This is a genomic window from Arthrobacter sp. KNU40 (assembly GCF_051515115.1).
GTDB lineage: Bacteria > Actinomycetota > Actinomycetes > Actinomycetales > Micrococcaceae > Arthrobacter.
Genome location: NZ_CP195850.1, coordinates 4,019,683 through 4,037,863, shown reverse-complemented (window position 1 = coordinate 4,037,863; position 18,181 = coordinate 4,019,683). Strand labels below are relative to the sequence as shown.

Genomic DNA, 18,181 nt, shown 5'->3' with positions numbered 1-18,181 from the left:
TCACCTTTAGCGGGTTAAACCCAAACGCCCGCTCACCTAAACCCAAGGTGAACGGGCGTTTGTGCAGGCGGAAGGCTACTTGGCCTGGCCGAGGAATTCCTGGAGGCGACGAACGCCTTCGGCAAGGTCGTCGTCGCCCAAGGCGTAGGAGAGGCGCACGAAACCGGAGGGGCCGAAGGCCTCGCCCGGAACAATTGCGACCTCAACCTCGTCGAGGATCAGCGAGGCCAGCTCAGCGGACGTTGACGGACGGACAGGACCGTTCGACGTCGGGAATTCCTTGCCCAGCAGACCGCGGACGTCGGCGTACACGTAGAAGGCGCCGGTCGGCGTCGGGCATTCCACACCCTCGATCGCGTTCAGTCCGGCGACAATCGCCTTGCGGCGGCGGTCGAAGGCGACTTTCATTTCGTCGACGGCGGTCAGCGGACCGGACACGGCAGCCAGGGCTGCGATCTGCATGATGTTGGAAACGTTCGACGTCGCGTGCGACTGGAGGTTGGTGGCGGCCTTGATGACGTCAGCCGGGCCGATCATCCATCCAACACGCCATCCGGTCATGGCATAGGTCTTGGCGACACCGTTGAGGATGACCACCTTGTCGCCGAGTTCGGGGGCGGCAGTGGCGATCGAGGTGAAGGGCACGCCGTCGTAGGTCAGGTGCTCATAGATTTCGTCGGTGACAACCCAGAGGCCCTTTGCCGCAGCCCATTTTCCGATCTCAGCCACCTGTTCGGCGCTGTAGACGGCTCCGGTCGGGTTGGACGGCGAAACGAAAAGCAGGATCTTCGTCTTGTCGGTGACCGCGGCTTCGAGCTGCTCCACGGTGACCAGGTAACCCTGCTCGGGGCCGGCGAAGACCTCAACGGGAACGCCTCCGGCCAAGCGAATTGCCTCCGGGTAGGTGGTCCAGAACGGCGTGGGGATGATTACTTCGTCGCCCGGATCAACAAGGGTCGCGAAGGTGTTGTAGACGGCCTGCTTGCCGCCATTGGTAACCATCACCTGGGAAGCGTCTACTTTGTAGCCCGAGTCGCGGAACGTCTTGTCCGCGATGGCCTGCTTCAGCTCCGGCAGGCCGGCGGCAGGGGAGTAGCGGTGGTACTTCGGCTGGCCGGCGGCCTCGACGGCGGCCTTGACGATGTAGTCGGGGGTCGGGAAGTCGGGCTCCCCGGCGCCAAAGCCAATCACGGGGCGACCCGCTGCCTTGAGCGCCTTGGCCTTGGCGTCAACGGCAAGGGTGGCGGATTCGGCGATGGCGGAAATTCGCTGTGAAATGCGGGCGGCTAGTATTCCGGCAGACATTAAAGCACCGTTCTTCGCGGGCAGCTCATGGGCTGGATGGTGGGATTCGACGAAATCTACTTTATGCTGTTCTGCGGAGCTATCGGGCTAACGCCGGGAAAGTGACAGTGAAGGCTGATCAAGCGAGCGCTGATCACACGAGCGGGACGGCCTGAACGCTCCGGAAATGGCCCGGTTCGACTATCGCGACGTTGTTGCGTAGACTGGTTCACCGGTGTTGAAAAACATCACAATGGTTCGCGCCCCAGATAGGCTCCGGAATCTCGTGTTCTTCTGGATTCCTTGGCTTCGATGGAGTGCGGCCGAAATATGGATTCGTTCCATAGGGTAGTGGCGCAATTGGTAGCGCAGCGGTCTCCAAAACCGCAGGTTGCAGGTTCGAGTCCTGTCTGCCCTGCGCAAGCTGTTCCGGGTTTTGCTCGGAACAAGCGCAGCAACCATGACTCTGATCAGAGTCGGGTCAACGACGTTTGCATAGATGAGTGAGGATCAGGTGACCGAAACAGCTGCGAGCAGCTCGAAGGGCCGCCCTGCCAAGAAGTCCGATTCCGGCCTCTTCGCTCGAATTGCGCTTTTTGTTCGCCAGGTAATTGGCGAGCTCAAGAAGGTAGTTGCCCCCACCCGTAAGGAACTGGTCAACTACACAGTCGTGGTGCTGGTGTTCGTGGCCATCATGATGCTGGTCGTCACCATCCTGGACCTGGCTTTCGGTACGGGAATCAAATGGGTTTTCGGCGCTACCGGCACCACGAACCACTAAGCGGATCGCTCCGCAAACCGCGCGGAATCCCCGGAAAATCAAGGGATTTCGTAGGGTTTGCGGAATTGAGCCATTTAAATAGGCATGTTAGGCAATGAGGAAGCAGGAGACCAAGTGTCTGAGCAGGAGCTCGAGGTAACTGAGACTGAGCTGGATGGGCCCGCTGAAAGCACGGCCCACGCCACGGCTGACGCCGTGGAAGGATCCGAGGTCGATTCTGCTGCGCCCGAAACTGCCGACGTCGACGACGCCGATGAGTCCGACGCCGAGGTGTCCGACGACGACGAGTCTGACGACGCCGAGTCCGGCGCCGACGCCTTGGCCGCCGCTGCAGCCGTAGCGCCCGCCGACCCCGCTGAGGAGTTCAAGGCCAAGCTTCGCCGCCAGGAGGGTGACTGGTACGTCATCCACTCCTACGCCGGTTACGAAAACCGCGTCAAGGCCAACCTTGAGACCCGCATCCAGACCCTGGACATGGAAGATTACATCTTCGAGATCCAGGTGCCCATGGAGGAAGTCGTTGAGATCAAGAACGCCCAGCGCAAGATCATCAACCGCGTACGCATCCCGGGTTACGTCCTCGTCCGTATGGACCTGACCGACGCATCCTGGGGCGCCGTCCGCCACACTCCGGGTGTCACTGGCTTCGTGGGCAACGCACACAACCCGGTCCCGCTTCGCCTTGACGAGGTCTTCTCCATGCTGGCTCCAGTCTTCGAAGAGCAGCAGGCCGAAAAGGGCAAGCCGGTCAACAAGCAGCACCAGACGCCCGTCGACATCGACTTCGAGGTCGGAGAGTCCGTCATCGTCAAGGAAGGTCCGTTCGAGACCCTTCCCGCCACGATCTCCGAGATCAAGATGGATTCCCAGACGCTTGTGGTGCTGGTGTCGATCTTCGAACGCGAAACCCCGGTTACGCTCGCATTCAACCAGGTCACCAAGATCTAGTTGATCCAAGAATTTCGCCCCGTGGTTGCCCGCTTAGCAACCACGGAGCGGTCGGTCGCCTTGCCATGGCGGCCACAAACCTGAGGCACGCTCCTGTGTCCTAGGAAGTTATTGAGAGAAGGACCTACATTGGCTCCCAAGAAGAAGGTCACCGGCCTCATCAAGCTGCAGATCCAGGCAGGTGCCGCCAACCCGGCCCCGCCGATCGGTCCTGCGCTTGGCCAGCACGGTGTCAACATCATGGAATTCTGCAAGGCGTACAACGCTGCAACGGAAGCCCAGCGCGGAAACGTTATCCCGGTTGAAATCACGGTCTACGAAGACCGCTCTTTCACCTTCATCACCAAGACCCCGCCGGCTGCAGAGCTCATCAAGAAGGCTGCAGGCGTTGCAAAGGGTTCGGCCACGCCGCACACCGTCAAGGTTGCCAAGCTGACCCAGGCACAGGTTAACGAGATCGCCACCACCAAGATGGAAGACCTCAACGCCACCAGCCTTGAGGGCGCTGCCAAGATCATCGCCGGCACCGCACGCTCCATGGGTATCACCGTCGAGGGTTAATTCCCCTCACCGCTTCATGGCGTCTGTTTTGGGAAACTGACGACGCCGGGTAGCACCGCCGGGAAACCGGCACCACTGAAATATTGAAAATGTTGGAGATCCACGCCGGATTTCCAACTGTGGCAGGGCCCAGCGCGGTCCGCAGACCACAACTGCACAAGGAGAATAAGCAGCATGGCAAAGCGCAGCAAAGCATATGAGGCAGCCGTAGCCAAGATCGAGGCAGACAAGTTCTACGCCCCGTTCGAGGCCATCAAGCTCGCCAAGGACACCAACCCGTCCAAGTTCGACGCCACCGTTGAGGTTGCTTTCCGTTTGGGCGTTGACCCGCGTAAGGCCGACCAGATGGTGCGCGGCACCGTCAACCTGCCGCACGGCACGGGTAAGACTGCCCGCGTCCTGGTTTTCGCAACGGGCGACAAGGCCGAAGCAGCAATCGCTGCAGGCGCCGACTTCGTTGGTTCCGATGACCTGATCGAAAAGATCGCCGCCGGCTGGACCGACTTCGACGCCGCAGTGGCAACCCCGGACCTCATGGGCAAGGTTGGCCGTCTCGGTAAAGTCCTCGGCCCGCGTAACCTCATGCCGAACCCGAAGACCGGTACCGTGACCGCAGACGTCACCAAGGCTGTCAACGACATCAAGGGTGGCAAGATCGACTTCCGCGTCGACAAGCACTCGAACCTGCACTTCATCATCGGCAAGGTTTCCTTCGATGAACTGAAGCTGGCCGAGAACTACGCAGCCGCTCTGGAAGAGGTGCTTCGCCTGAAGCCGTCCGCTTCCAAGGGCCGGTACATCCAGAAGGCTACGGTCGCCACCACGTTCGGCCCGGGCATCTCCGTTGACCCGAACGTCACCAAGGTTCTCACCGAGGCGTAAGCCACCGGGAGCATCGACTCTGAAAGGACCGTCCGGCATTCGCCGGGCGGTCCTTTCGTTGTACGCAAACCGGCACCTATCGCGCGTAGCGACCGCTGATTAGGCTAAGGGCATGACAGACCGGCTTCCGGATTTCAGCATCCATGAGCTCCACCTGCCGGAGTCCCTGGACGGGCCGGACGCCAAGGAATTCCGGGAGCTTTCTTCCGTAATGGATGCCATGGTGCTGGAAACCTGGGGAAACCTGGACCGGGCATCATCGGCGCAGGCCCGGCTCGCCGGATGGCGGGATTCCCCATACGAGGCCTCAAGGAACTTCTTCGCCCGGGTTCACGGAAGCATCGTCGGCTACGCTTCCTGCCAGGTTCCGCTCAAGGACAACGTCCACACCGCTTGGCTCCATGTAGATGTTCTGGAGGGGCACCGCCGGTATGGAATCGGAACCGCACTGCTCCGCACCGTAGAAGAGGTTGCCAGGGCACAGGGGAGGCACGTCCTGCAGGCGCACACCGAACACCCGATCGGTTCCGCAGGGGCCGAAGGAGTACCCGGGGGAGTGCCCGAAGACAGTCCGGGCGTGGCCTTCTGCCTCAAGAATGGATTCACCTTGGAACAGGCCAGCAGATTCAGCAGCCTGGACATGGACCACAGCGGGGAATGGTCAAGGCTGGAGCTTGCGGCCCATTCCAAGGCCGACGCCGCCTACGAGGTCCTTGCCTGGACGAACCGGTGCCCCGCAGAACACGTGGACCACATGGCCGTGCTGATGGGCCGGATGAGCACGGATACCCCGGCGGGCGGTCTTGAGATCGAGGCAGAGGCCTGGGACGCTGCGCGCGTCAGGCAACTCGAGGACACAACGCTTGCCGAGGGCCAGACTGCCCTTGTGGCAGCTGCGCAACATCAGCGGACAGGGGAGCTCGTCGCGTACACCGTGATCTACCTTGATCCAGCGAAGCCCTGGGTGGCCGAGCAGGACGATACTTTGGTGGCAAAGCCGCACCGGGGCCATGGACTGGGAATGCTCGTGAAACTGGCCAATCTGCGCAGACTTCAAGCGGAATATCCAGCCGTCCAGCGCGTCATGACTTTTAACGCCGAGGAAAACGAACATATGCTGTCCATCAACGTACAGCTCGGCTTCAAACCGGCGGGATACGACGGCGAATGGCAAAAGAGGATCAAATGACGAGCACCGTGGAGATCGGCCAACTCTGGATCCCGGATTCCCTTGACGCCGACGACGCAAAGGATTTTCTGGCGGCCGTCGAAGTCAGCCGCAGGGTCCGCATGCAGATCTGGGGCACGGACGATCTCGCCTACACTCCGTTGGAGAAACTGCTCGAACTCGGCGACCCTTACGAACGCCAGGTCATTCTCGTAGCCCGCGTCGACGGCCGTATTGTCGGTACCGTGGACATCGCGCTGCCCCTTGCCGACAACATGGACCTGGCCGAGTTCACCCTCGACATCCTTCCTGAATTCCAGCGCAGGGGCGTCGGCCGGCAGCTTCTGGAAGCTGCCGAACATTTCGCGAAAAGCGAGGGCCGGACGATGATCATGGTGGACACCAACCATCCTGCCGAGTCCTTGCGCGGTGGTGCCGAGGGCCAGCTCGTACCTGGCAGCGGCCTGGGCTTCGTTCCCTTGGCCAGCCGCGAGGTCGACTTTGCCCGTCGTACCGGTTACACCCTCCAGCACATCGAACAGTTCAGTTCCTGTGCGCTCCCGCTGGATTCAAAACTCGTCGCTGAGCTTGAGGCCGAGGCCGAAGCCGCGAACGCCGGCCGCTATCGGGTCCACCACTGGACCGATCGCTGCCCGCAACAGTGGCTCGAAGCAGTGGCCGCGCTGGAGAACGCGGCCGGAGAAGTGGTGTCCGAGAGCAGTGAGACCGCGGAGGCCGAGCAGCAGCAGTTAGTGTTCGACGCCGGTGTGTTGCGCCAGGCGGAAGACGCCGCCGTCGCGCAGGGGCGCCGAACGGTGGTCACCGCCGTCGAGCACGTCGCCAGCGGGCGGATCGTTGGGCTCACCACGATCGGCGTCCTGGCGCAACGCCAGGACGTCGTCTTCCAGGACGACACGATCGTCCTGCAGGAACACCGGGGAAACAAGCTCGGGCTCCTCATCAAGGTCGCCAACATGCAGCGCCTTAGCGAACAGTTCCCCGATGCCCGGGTGATCTACACCTGGAATGCCCCCGAAAACCGGTACCTGCTGACGGTGAACAAGCAATTGGGATTCACGACGGCCGGGGTCACGGGGCTTTGGCAGAAAGAACTGCCGAGCATGGGCCCGAGAGTCACCTCCTCCGAGTGAGGCCGCGCGATTTGGCGATGCACTTGCCAGTCCCGTAAGCTTGAACTACCAAAGACCGTCGGTTGATGGGAATCCACTCCTCCGGGCGCAGCTCAACTCTGCAGCAACGCGCGGAAGAACCAAGTGGATTCCTTGACGAAGGACCCTGACAAAGGGCGGCCGGCGCAGGTGAACGAAGCAAATCTCCGCGATCATTCGATCGTGTTGAGCCAAGCCCCGTGCATCTGCGCGGGGCGTTTTTTAGTTGCAGCTCTTTTGAGCGGGGACCCGGAAAACCGGCTTTATTCCCCGGAAGGAGGGTTATGGCAACGCCTAGCAAGATCTCTGCAGTAGCTGAGATCACCAACGATTTCAAGGAATCGAACGCCGCTGTCCTGACCGAATACCGCGGGCTCTCTGTTGCACAGCTCAAGCAGCTGCGTGTTTCTCTCGGCCTGGACACCAAGTTCTCGGTCGTTAAGAACACCCTGACCGCCATTGCAGCCAAGGAAGCTGGTGTCGAAGCATTCGACGGTCAGCTCGCCGGCCCCACTGCAATTGCATTCATCAAGGGTGACGCGGTTGCTGCCGCCAAGAGCCTGACGGACTTTGCCAAGGTCAACAAGCAGCTGGTCATCAAGACCGGCTACTTCGAAGGCAAGGCACTGAACGCAGCAGAGGTTGCCGCACTGGCAGCCCTCGAGTCCCGTGAGCTGCAGCTCGCCAAGGTTGCAGGCATCCTCAAGGCACCTGCTGCCGCGGCTGCACGCATCATTGACGCTCTGCGCCTCAAGCTTGAAGAAGAGGGCGGCGCTGTAGCACCGGCCGCTGAAGAAGCACCGGCTGCCGAAGAGGCTCCCGCCGAGGCTGCTGCAGAAGAGGCTGCCGCTCCGGCTGAAGCCGCTGAAGCAGCAACCGAAGAGAACTAAGTTCTCCCCATTCAAACTGCGGTGCAGTAACGGACCACGTCCGTGGCAGCACCACCTAAAGGAAGGACGCCAAACATGGCGAAGCTCAGCAACGAAGAGCTCATTGAAGCTTTCAAGGAACTGACCATCATCGAGCTCTCCGAGTTCGTCAAGCTCTTCGAAGAGACCTTCGAAGTCACTGCTGCTGCTGTTGCAGTTGCAGGCCCGGCTGGCGCCGGCGCTGGCGAAGAAGTTGAAGAGAAGACCGAATTTGATGTCATCCTCGAAGCTGCCGGTGAAAAGAAGATCGCAGTGATCAAGGAAGTTCGCGCCATCACCTCCCTCGGCCTCAAGGAAGCCAAGGACCTGGTTGACGGTGCACCGAAGGCTGTTCTCGAAGGCGCCACCAAGGAAGCCGCTGAGAAGGCCAAGGACCAGCTCGAAGCTGCAGGCGCCACGGTTACTGTCAAGTAACTCGCCTTTTCAGAAAGCCCCGTCCGGATTCGTCCGGGCGGGGCTTTCCTGCGTTTAAGGGCAACGCGGGGTCACTTACGGCCCATTGGGTGCTGCTGGATGGGCCGTAAGTGACCCCGCGTTGCTCAGATGGGGTCGCTGATGTCGGCCACGACGGCCTGCAGCGCGGCTGCCAGCTCATCGGCCTTCACGAAAGCGCTGAATCCGTGTTCGCCCGCCCCCATGGAGATCCTCCGTCCGGCGATGCTGGCATCGGCATATACCGGCCAGGGCTTGGAACTTCCGAGCGGCGTGATGGTACCGCGCTCATAGCCGGTTGCCTCGAAGGCGATGTCTGCGGACGGCATGGACAGCTTGTTGACGCCCAGGAGGGCGCGCAGCTTGGGCCAGGAGATCTGCCGGTCACCCGGAACCAGCGCAAACAGGAACGTGCCATCCCGGCGCTTGACCACAAGGGACTTCACGATGTCCGCCGGTCTGATCCCCATGATGCGGGCCGCTTCGTCAAGGCTGCTTGCCGCTGTCCGCTCCACGAGTTGGACGTCGAGTCCGCGGGCGGCCGCGTCGGCCAGGAATCGCTCAGTGCCCCGCATTCATGCCCCTTTTCCAGTCATGGCCGCTCCCGCTGCCGAATACCCCGAATATCTAGTCGCGGTAGAGAAGCAGTGCTTCGCCTTGGCCGCCGCCACCACAAAGGGCGACGGCCGCTTTGCCCTTCCCGCGGCGCTTCAGCTCGTGGGCCGCATGGAGGGCAAGCCGCGCTCCTGAGGCGCCGATCGGGTGTCCAATCGCAATTGCTCCGCCATGGACATTGCACTTCTCCAAGGGATAGTCCAGGTCCTTCAAGGACTGCACCGCAACCGAGCCGAAGGCTTCATTGATCTCGATGAAGTCCAGATCGGCCGTTGTCCACCCCGCGCGGCCCAGCGCGTGCCGTATCGCGTTGGAAGGCTGCGAATGCAGGCTGTTGTCGGGTCCGGCTACTTGGCCGGGTTTGCCGACGACGGCGAGGTAGTCAAGGCCGTTCTCCTCGGCAAAGCGCCGGCTCGTGAGGACGAGTGCGGAGGCGCCGTCGGACAGGGGAGAGGAGTTGCCCGCGGTGATGGTTCCGTCGGTGGCAAAGGCGCCCTTCAAGGGGGCCAGGGTCTCCAGGGTCGTCTGGGGGCGGACGCCTTCGTCGCTCGTCAGCACCAAGGGTTCTCCCTTGCGCTGCTTGACGCTGATGGGTGTGATCTCGCCGTCGAACACGCCTTGCGCGGCGGCCGCGGCGGCCCGCTGGTGCGAAGCGGCGGCCACTTCATCCTGGGACCGTCGGTCGATCCCAAGCGAAAGGTTCTTGATCTCGGTGGACAGGCCCATTGACTGGCCATCAAACGCGTCGGTGAGGCCGTCGTGGGCCGCGACGTCGAGGGCCTGGATCGCTCCGTAGCTCCACCCTTGCCTCGAACCGGGCAACAGGTGGGGAGCGCGGCTCATCGATTCCTGGCCGCCGGCAACCACGACGGCGGCGTCCCCGCTGCGGATCATTCGCGCGGCATCGATCACGGCAGTCAGCCCGGAGAGGCAGACCTTGTTGATGGTGACGGCCGGGATGTTCCAGCCGATTCCGGCGGCGATGGCGCTTTGCCGGGCCGGATTCTGGCCGGCGCCCGCCTGCAGGACCTGTCCCATGATCACCGCGTCCACTTTGTCCGCGGTGAGTCCGCTCGCGGCGATGGCGCCCGAAATGGCGTGAGCGCCGAGCTCGACGGCGGTGAGCCCGGCCAGTTGCCCGTTCAACCGTCCCTGTGGGGTGCGGCTGGCGGAAAGGATGACAACGTCGTTGTTGTTGTCCGTCATGTCTGAGGGGGTGCTCATTTTCTCTCTTCCGATCAAGGGTGGTGAGCCTAGGTTACCGTGGCGTACATCACCACTCCATTCAACAATGGAGCCTGGATCTACATTCCGTCGACGGCAGTATCGGGCAGGGCCGCATAGGTGCCTGCAGCAACTGTGCTTGCATTCGGGCGGGATGTGGGGTAGACAGGTGGGTTGATTTGCCGTATTGTGGATATTTGCGTCTTCCCTGTTAACCTTCAGCCTTCATATAGCGGTGGGCTTTACCTCTCAGCTGCGCCATCGACGTGCCGTTAAGAACGCGCATGGTCTTGGCCAGCGGGGGTCCCGGGTCATATAGCGGAACCGGAAAGGTACACTGCGGATTCAATCTGCAGGGTGCAAGCGGGGGAGATCTGAAAACGCCTGAAGGTCTGTGGAAGGATCCCTCTTGGTCGCCTCGAGCACCTCTAATAACGAAACCGCTAATACGGCAAGCACCGATGGTGCAACTCGCCGGCTCTCATTCGCAAAGATTCACGAACCGCTGGACGTTCCGAATCTGCTCGCACTGCAGACGGACAGCTTTGACTGGCTGGTCGGAAACGAACGCTGGCAGTCGCGGGTAGCGAAGGCCGTCGAGGAAGGCGACCTGAGCGTCGCCACCACCTCGGGACTTGCTGACATCTTCGAAGAGATCTCCCCCATCGAGGACTTCCAGGGCACTATGTCCCTGAGCTTCTCCGAGCCGGAGTTCGCTGATCCGAAGTACACCATGGCCGAATGCAAAGACCGTGACGCCACTTACTCGGCACCGCTGTATGTCAAGGCCGAGTTCATGAACAACAACACGGGTGAAATCAAGCAGCAGACCGTGTTCATGGGCGATTTCCCTCTCATGACCGAGAAGGGAACGTTCGTTGTCAACGGCACCGAGCGTGTCGTCGTCTCCCAGCTGGTCCGTTCGCCGGGCGCCTACTTTGAGCGCACCGCTGACAAGACCAGTGACAAGGACATCTTCACTGCAAAGATCATCCCGTCCCGCGGTGCATGGTTCGAGCTCGAAATCGACAAGCGCGACCAGGTCGGCGTACGCCTCGACCGCAAGCGCAAGCAGTCGGTCACCGTTCTGCTGAAGGCCCTCGGTTGGACCGAAGGCCAGATCCTCGAAGAGTTCGGCCAGTACGACTCGATGCGCGCAACGCTGGAGAAGGACGCCACCGAAACCCGCGAAGACGCCCTGCTGGACATCTACCGCAAGCTGCGTCCGGGCGAGCCGCCCACCGTCGAGGCTGCCCAGTCCCTGCTGGACAACCTGTACTTCAACGCCAAGCGCTACGATCTGGCCAAGGTCGGCCGTTACAAGATCAACCGCAAGCTCGGCATCGACCGCTCCCTTGGCGACAAGGAAGCTTCGGTCCTGCACGTTGAAGACATCGTGGCCATGATCAAGTTCCTCGTCGCGCTTCACGCCGGCGAGAAGACCCTCATGGGCAAGCGCGATGGCGAAGACCACGAGCTCCGCGTCGAGATCGATGACATCGACCACTTCGGCAACCGTCGCATCCGCGCCGTCGGCGAACTGATCGAAAACCAGGTCCGCACCGGCCTGTCCCGCATGGAGCGCGTCGTCCGCGAACGTATGACCACGCAGGACGTCGAAGCGATCACGCCGCAGACCCTGATCAACATCCGCCCTGTTGTGGCAGCTATCAAGGAGTTCTTCGGAACGTCCCAGCTGTCGCAGTTCATGGACCAGAACAACCCGTTGTCGGGTCTGACCCACAAGCGCCGCCTGTCGGCCCTTGGCCCGGGTGGTCTGTCCCGTGACCGCGCAGGCATGGAAGTTCGAGACGTGCACCCGTCCCACTACGGACGTATGTGCCCCATCGAAACTCCTGAAGGCCCGAACATCGGTCTGATCGGTTCGTTGGCTTCCTACGGCCGTATCAACCCGTTCGGTTTCATCGAGACTCCGTACCGACTGGTGTCCGAGGGTGTCGTTTCCGATGAGGTCCAGTACCTCACCGCCGACGACGAAGCAGAAGTCCTGATTGCACAGGCCAACGCACCGCTCGACGCCGACAAGAAGTTCGCGGAAGAAACCGTGCTTGTCCGTGCCCGTGGTGGTGGAGGCGAGCCCGTCCTGGTTCCGGCCGGCGAAGTTCAGTTCATGGACGTTTCCCCGCGCCAGATGGTGTCCGTGGCTACCGCCCTGATTCCGTTCCTTGAGCATGACGATGCAAACCGCGCACTCATGGGTGCCAACATGCAGCGCCAGGCTGTGCCGCTGGTCCGTTCCGAGGCCCCGTTCGTGGGTACCGGCATGGAGCGCGCTGCCGCCGTCGACGCCGGTGACGTTGTCATCGCGAAGAAGGCCGGTGTCGTCAACGAAGTTTCCGCTGACCTCGTCACCATGCTTAACGACGACGGCACGGAAACCAGCTACCGCATCAACAAGTTCGCCCGTTCCAACCAAGGCAACTGCTACAACCACCGTGTCCTGGTCAACGAAGGCCAGCGCCTCGAAGTCGGCGGCATCATCGCTGACGGCCCGGCAACGGACCAAGGTGAACTCGCCCTCGGTAAGAACCTCCTCGTGGCATTCATGTCCTGGGAAGGCCACAACTTCGAGGACGCCATCATCCTGTCGCAGCGCATCGTCGCTGAGGATGTTCTTTCCTCCATCCACATCGAGGAGCACGAGATCGATGCCCGCGACACCAAGCTTGGTGCCGAGGAAATCACCCGTGACATCCCCAACGTGTCCGAGGAAGTCCTCGCAGGACTGGACGAGCGCGGCATCATCCACATCGGTGCCGAGGTTGAAGCCGGCGACATCCTGGTCGGAAAGGTCACCCCGAAGGGTGAAACCGAACTGACTCCGGAAGAGCGCCTCCTCCGTGCGATCTTCGGCGAGAAGTCCCGCGAAGTGCGTGACACCTCCCTGAAGGTTCCCCACGGTGAGTCCGGCACGGTCATCGGCGTGCGCGTCTTCGACCGCGACAACGACGACGAGCTGCCCCCGGGCGTCAACCAGCTGGTCCGCGTCTACGTTGCTGCCAAGCGCAAGATCACCGACGGCGACAAGCTCGCCGGCCGCCACGGTAACAAGGGCGTCATCTCCAAGATCCTCCCGATCGAAGACATGCCGTTCCTTGCCGACGGTACGCCGGTGGACATCGTCCTGAACCCGCTGGGTGTTCCGGGCCGCATGAACGTCGGCCAGGTGCTCGAAACGCACCTCGGTTGGGTTGCGAAGACCGGTTGGAAGATCGAAGGCGAGCCGGAGTGGGTCAAGAACCTCCCGAACCTGCCTCGTGAATCCGGCCAGACCACTGTCGCCACCCCGGTGTTCGACGGTGCACGCGAAGAGGAAATCACAGGTCTGCTGGATTCCACCAACGTGACCCGCGACGGCGACCGCCTGATCGACTCCTCCGGCAAGACCCGTCTGTTCGACGGCCGCTCCGGCGAGCCGTTCCCGGACCCGATCTCCGTGGGCTACATGTACATCCTGAAGCTCCACCACCTGGTGGACGACAAGATCCACGCGCGCTCCACTGGCCCGTACTCCATGATCACGCAGCAGCCGCTGGGTGGTAAGGCACAGTTCGGTGGCCAGCGCTTCGGTGAAATGGAAGTGTGGGCGCTCGAAGCATACGGCGCTGCCTACACCCTCCAGGAACTGCTGACGATCAAGTCGGACGATATCCACGGCCGCGTGAAGGTCTACGAAGCCATCGTCAAGGGCGAGAACATCCCCGAGCCTGGCGTTCCGGAATCCTTCAAGGTCTTGATCAAGGAAATGCAGTCGCTGTGCCTGAACGTGGAAGTTCTTTCCACGGACGGTACGACGATCGAAATGCGTGACTCTGATGACGCAGTCTTTACGGCTGCGGAAGAACTGGGCATTGATCTGTCTCGCGCAGAGCCCAGCTCCGTAGAAGAGGTCTAACAGCCGCTCTGGCTGGCGGTGCAGACCGCCAGCCAAGGCAGCTGCCTCTTTCCGTAAACCCAAGACTTCAGAATTTAGAGAACAAGAGAGAACAGGGACCATATGTCCAGCGAATCCTCCTTCGGCCTCATGCAGATCGGCCTCGCCACCGCGGAAGACATCCGCGGCTGGTCTTACGGTGAGGTCAAGAAGCCGGAAACCATCAACTACCGCACGCTCAAGCCCGAGAAGGACGGCCTCTTCTGCGAGAAGATCTTCGGCCCGTCCCGGGACTGGGAATGCTACTGCGGCAAGTACAAGCGCGTGCGCTTCAAGGGCATCATCTGCGAGCGTTGTGGCGTTGAAGTCACTCGCGCCAAGGTGCGCCGCGAGCGCATGGGCCACATCGAGCTGGCCGCTCCCGTCACGCACATCTGGTACTTCAAGGGTGTTCCCTCCCGCTTGGGCTACCTCCTTGACCTGGCGCCGAAGGACCTTGAAAAGGTCATCTACTTCGCTGCCTACATGATCACGAGCGTCGACACCGAGAGCCGTCACGCGGAACTGCCGAACCTTCAGGTGGAGCACGACCTCGAGAAGAAGCAGCTCGTCGACAACCGCGACAGTGACATCGCCACGATCGCCCGCGACCTTGAGGACGAGCTTGCCCGCCTCGAAGGTGAAGGCGCCAAGGCTGCGGACAAGAAGAAGGCCCGCGACTCCGCGGACCGTCAGATGGCCAACGTCCGCAAGCGCGCGGATGCTGAGATCGAGCGCCTCGAGCAGGTCTGGGACCGCTTCAAGAACCTCAAGGTCGCCGACCTTGAAGGTGACGAAGGCCTGTACCGCGAACTGCGCGACCGCTACGGCATGTACTTCGAAGGCTCCATGGGTGCCGAAGCCATCAAGAAGCGTCTTGAGAACTTCGACATGCAGGCAGAGTCGGAGTCCCTCCGCGACACCATCCAGAACGGCAAGGGCCAGCGCAAGACCCGAGCCCTCAAGCGACTGAAGGTTGTCAACGCATTCCTGACCACCAACAACAGCCCGCTTGGCATGGTTCTTGACGCTGTCCCGGTGATCCCGCCGGAACTGCGCCCGATGGTCCAGCTGGACGGTGGCCGCTTCGCGACCTCCGACCTCAACGACCTCTACCGCCGTGTGATCAACCGCAACAACCGACTCAAGCGACTGCTTGACCTCGGCGCTCCGGAGATCATCGTCAACAACGAGAAGCGCATGCTTCAGGAAGCTGTTGACAGCCTCTTCGACAACGGACGTCGCGGCCGTCCCGTCACGGGTCCGGGCAACCGTCCGCTGAAGTCCCTGAGCGACATGCTCAAGGGCAAGCAGGGTCGTTTCCGCCAGAACCTGCTCGGCAAGCGCGTCGACTACTCCGGCCGTTCGGTCATTGTCGTCGGCCCGCAGCTGAAGCTGCACCAGTGTGGTCTGCCCAAGCAGATGGCCCTGGAGCTCTTCAAGCCGTTCGTGATGAAGCGGCTGGTTGACCTCAACCACGCGCAGAACATCAAGTCGGCAAAGCGCATGGTCGAGCGTTACCGCCCGCAGGTCTGGGACGTGCTGGAAGAGATCATCACCGAACACCCGGTGCTGCTCAACCGTGCACCTACCCTGCACCGCCTCGGCATCCAGGCATTCGAGCCGCAGCTTGTTGAAGGCAAGGCCATCCAGCTTCACCCGCTGGTTTGTGGCGCCTTCAACGCCGACTTCGACGGCGACCAGATGGCAGTCCACCTGCCGCTGAGCCCCGAAGCGCAGGCTGAAGCCCGCATCCTGATGCTGTCCTCCAACAACATCTTGAAGCCGTCTGATGGCCGTCCGGTGACCCTGCCTTCGCAGGACATGATCATCGGTCTGTACCACCTGACCACCAAGCGCGTTGGTTCCGCCGGCGAAGGCCGGATCTTCTCCTCGGTTGCGGAAGCCATCATGGCCTACGATGCCCGCGAGCTGCACCTGAACTCCCAGGTCAAGATCCGCCTTGAGGGCTTTGTCCCTTACGCCGGCTGGGAAGCTCCGGAAGGTTGGGAGCCGGGTCAGGTCGCACTGGTCCAGACCTCCCTCGGCCAGGTTCTCTTCAACGAGACCCTGCCGGAGGACTACCCGTGGGTTGAGGCTGTTGCCGACAAGGGCGAGCTTTCCCGGATCGTCAACGACCTCGCAGAGCGCTACCCGAAGGTTGTCACGGCTGCAACGCTGGACAACCTGAAGGACTCCGGTTTCTACTGGGCAACCCGCTCGGGCGTCACCGTGGCAATCTCCGACATCGAGGTGCCTACCTCCAAGCCGGCCATCCTGGCCCGTTACGAGACCATGGCTGCCAAGATCCAGGGCCAGTACGACAAGGGCCTGATCGACGACGACGAGCGTCGCCAGGAACTGATCGAAATCTGGAACAAGGCCACCAACGAAATCGCCCAGGCGATGCGTGACAGCCTGTCCCCGATGAACACCATCAACCGCATGGTGTCCTCCGGTGCACGTGGTAACTGGATGCAGGTCCGCCAGATCGCGGGTATCCGTGGTCTTGTGGCCAACCCGAAGGGTGAGATCATCCCGCGTCCGATCAAGTCCTCGTACCGTGAGGGCCTGTCGGTGCTGGAATACTTCATCGCCACGCACGGTGCCCGTAAGGGTCTGGCCGACACCGCGCTGCGTACCGCCAACTCGGGTTACCTGACCCGTCGTCTGGTGGACGTTTCGCAGGACGTCATCGTCCGTGAAGAGGACTGTGGCACCGAGCGTGGTCTCATGACCGCAATCGCCGTGCCGGACTCCAACGGTGAGCTGGTCCTTGACGAGAACGTCGAGAACAGCGCCTACGCACGTACCCTCGCCGTCGACGTCGTCGACTCCAAGGGTGCGGTGCTGGCAGCTGCCGGCACCGACTGCGGCGACGTCGTCATTGCCGAGCTGCTCGCAGCCGGCATCACCGAGGTCAAGGTCCGTTCCGTGCTCACGTGTGAGTCCAAGGTCGGCACCTGTGCACTCTGCTACGGCCGTTCGCTGGCTACAGGCAAGACCGTGGACATCGGAGAGGCCGTCGGCATCATCGCCGCACAGTCCATCGGTGAACCCGGTACCCAGCTGACCATGCGTACGTTCCACACCGGTGGTGCTGTTTCCGCCAGCGGTGGCGACGACATCACCCAGGGTCTGCCCCGTATCCAGGAGCTCTTCGAAGCCCGTACTCCGAAGGGTGTTGCACCGATTGCTGAAGCAGCCGGCCGCATCGCCATCGAAGAGTCCGAGCGCCAGATGCGCCTCATCATCACCCCGGACGATGGTTCCGAGGAGATCGCCTACCCGGTGCTGCGCCGTTCCCGCCTCCTCATCGAGGATGGCGAGCACGTCAGCGTCGGCCAGAAGCTGATCAACGGTCCTGTGGACCCGAAGCAGGTTCTGCGCATCATGGGTCCGCGTGCCGCCCAGAAGTTCCTGGTGGACGAGGTCCAGGGCGTTTACCGCAGCCAGGGCATCGGCATCCACGACAAGCACGTGGAAGTCATCGTCCGTCAGATGCTGCGTCGCGTGACCGTCATCGAATCCGGCGACTCCGATCTGCTTCCGGGCGAGCTCGCTGAGCGCAGCCGCTTCGAAGACGAGAACCGTCGCGTGGTGTCCGAAGGCCGTACCCCGGCTTCCGGTCGTCCGGAACTGATGGGTATCACCAAGGCATCTCTGGCAACCGAGTCCTGGCTGTCGGCCGCTTCCTTCCAGGAGACCACCCGCGTTCTGACGCAGGCGGCCATGGAAGGCAAGAGCGACCCGCTGCTTGGCCTCAAGGAGAACGTCATCATCGGTAAGCTCATCCCGGCCGGTACGGGCCTGCCCCGTTATACCGAGGTCACCGTGGAGCCGACTGAAGAAGCAAAGGCAAGCCTGTTCACAGGCCCCAGCGCCTTCACCGACTTCTCGTATGACGCCCTGGGCGGCGACGGAGCTCCCGAGTTCCACGCCATCCCGCTGGATGACTACGATCTCGGCAACGACTTCCGCTAACGGGCGCGGCGGGCCCTTTCGTGTCGCGTTCCGCGCCACGTAGGGACCCTGCCGCCCTGCCCTTAGTCTTCTAGTCAAGGTAAGGACCCCGTACTCAGTGAGTACGGGGTCCTTCCCGTTAAGTGCCCGACGACGGCGGGCGGCACCCGCCGTCGTGGTTCACCCCTTTACACCCGATTAAGGCCTCAGATCAAGCCATGCTAGAATTTTGGTAATTGTTCTGTGTGGCAGTGGATGAAGGCCGCCGCAGCATCATTTCGGTTTTGTTCT

At 61.9% G+C, this 18,181-nt stretch carries 13 protein-coding genes and 1 tRNA gene; 11 read left to right on the top strand and 3 right to left on the bottom strand.

The features are described from left to right. Positions 1–75: 75 nt before the first annotated feature. On the bottom strand, positions 76–1,305 hold the full coding sequence (locus tag ACSKT0_RS18780; RefSeq protein WP_437771065.1) for a pyridoxal phosphate-dependent aminotransferase: 1,230 nt from the start codon (positions 1,303–1,305) through the stop codon (positions 76–78). A 324-nt stretch (positions 1,306–1,629) separates the two neighbouring features. On the opposite strand from ACSKT0_RS18780, the gene ACSKT0_RS18775 reads away from it, so the two are divergent. The 9 genes from ACSKT0_RS18775 (at position 1,630) to rplL (ending at position 8,136) form a co-directional block, all read left to right on the top strand. Next, a tRNA-Trp gene (locus ACSKT0_RS18775) sits at positions 1,630–1,702 on the top strand. Between the two features lie 81 nt (positions 1,703–1,783). Continuing rightward, positions 1,784–2,065, top strand: a complete 282-nt coding sequence (gene secE, locus ACSKT0_RS18770; protein WP_059387348.1) for a preprotein translocase subunit SecE — start codon at positions 1,784–1,786, stop codon at positions 2,063–2,065. Between the two features lie 114 nt (positions 2,066–2,179). Continuing rightward, on the top strand, positions 2,180–3,013 hold the full coding sequence (gene nusG / locus ACSKT0_RS18765) for a transcription termination/antitermination protein NusG (RefSeq protein ID WP_437771064.1): 834 nt from the start codon (positions 2,180–2,182) through the stop codon (positions 3,011–3,013). Positions 3,014–3,142: 129 nt separating this feature from the next. Continuing rightward, positions 3,143–3,574: a 50S ribosomal protein L11 gene (gene rplK, locus ACSKT0_RS18760; RefSeq protein WP_018773647.1), complete on the top strand. Its 432-nt coding sequence runs from the start codon at positions 3,143–3,145 to the stop codon at positions 3,572–3,574. 174 nt (positions 3,575–3,748) lie between these two features. Continuing rightward, complete coding sequence (gene rplA / locus ACSKT0_RS18755) at positions 3,749–4,456, top strand: 50S ribosomal protein L1 (protein ID WP_234749040.1); 708 nt, start codon at positions 3,749–3,751, stop codon at positions 4,454–4,456. Positions 4,457–4,568: 112 nt separating this feature from the next. Further along, positions 4,569–5,645: a GNAT family N-acetyltransferase gene (locus ACSKT0_RS18750; RefSeq protein ID WP_437771063.1), complete on the top strand. Its 1,077-nt coding sequence runs from the start codon at positions 4,569–4,571 to the stop codon at positions 5,643–5,645. Then, positions 5,624–6,775: a GNAT family N-acetyltransferase gene (locus ACSKT0_RS18745; protein ID WP_437771062.1), complete on the top strand. Its 1,152-nt coding sequence runs from the start codon at positions 5,624–5,626 to the stop codon at positions 6,773–6,775. Before ACSKT0_RS18750 ends, ACSKT0_RS18745 begins: the two co-directional genes overlap by 22 nt. Before the next feature lie 302 nt (positions 6,776–7,077). Beyond that, positions 7,078–7,683 (top strand): 50S ribosomal protein L10, encoded by a 606-nt coding sequence (gene rplJ / locus ACSKT0_RS18740; protein ID WP_234749043.1) that lies wholly within the window; start codon positions 7,078–7,080, stop codon positions 7,681–7,683. Between the two features lie 75 nt (positions 7,684–7,758). Continuing rightward, positions 7,759–8,136, top strand: a complete 378-nt coding sequence (gene rplL / locus ACSKT0_RS18735) for a 50S ribosomal protein L7/L12 (RefSeq protein ID WP_234749044.1) — start codon at positions 7,759–7,761, stop codon at positions 8,134–8,136. Between the two features lie 125 nt (positions 8,137–8,261). Here rplL and ACSKT0_RS18730 read toward each other — a convergent pair whose 3' ends face one another. Then, the gene (locus tag ACSKT0_RS18730) at positions 8,262–8,729 is read right to left on the bottom strand and encodes an aminoacyl-tRNA deacylase (protein ID WP_437771061.1); all 468 of its coding nucleotides are present in this window, start codon (positions 8,727–8,729) and stop codon (positions 8,262–8,264) included. 52 nt (positions 8,730–8,781) lie between these two features. After that, positions 8,782–9,993 (bottom strand): acetyl-CoA C-acetyltransferase, encoded by a 1,212-nt coding sequence (locus tag ACSKT0_RS18725; protein ID WP_437771060.1) that lies wholly within the window; start codon positions 9,991–9,993, stop codon positions 8,782–8,784. A 409-nt stretch (positions 9,994–10,402) separates the two neighbouring features. On the opposite strand from ACSKT0_RS18725, the gene rpoB reads away from it, so the two are divergent. Then, positions 10,403–13,909 carry a DNA-directed RNA polymerase subunit beta gene (gene rpoB, locus ACSKT0_RS18720; protein WP_078108119.1) on the top strand — a complete coding sequence of 1,169 codons (3,507 nt, stop codon included), beginning with the start codon at positions 10,403–10,405 and terminating at the stop codon, positions 13,907–13,909. Positions 13,910–14,011: 102 nt separating this feature from the next. Next, on the top strand, positions 14,012–17,911 hold the full coding sequence (locus ACSKT0_RS18715) for a DNA-directed RNA polymerase subunit beta' (RefSeq protein WP_437771059.1): 3,900 nt from the start codon (positions 14,012–14,014) through the stop codon (positions 17,909–17,911). The last annotated feature ends 270 nt before the right edge of the window (positions 17,912–18,181 follow it).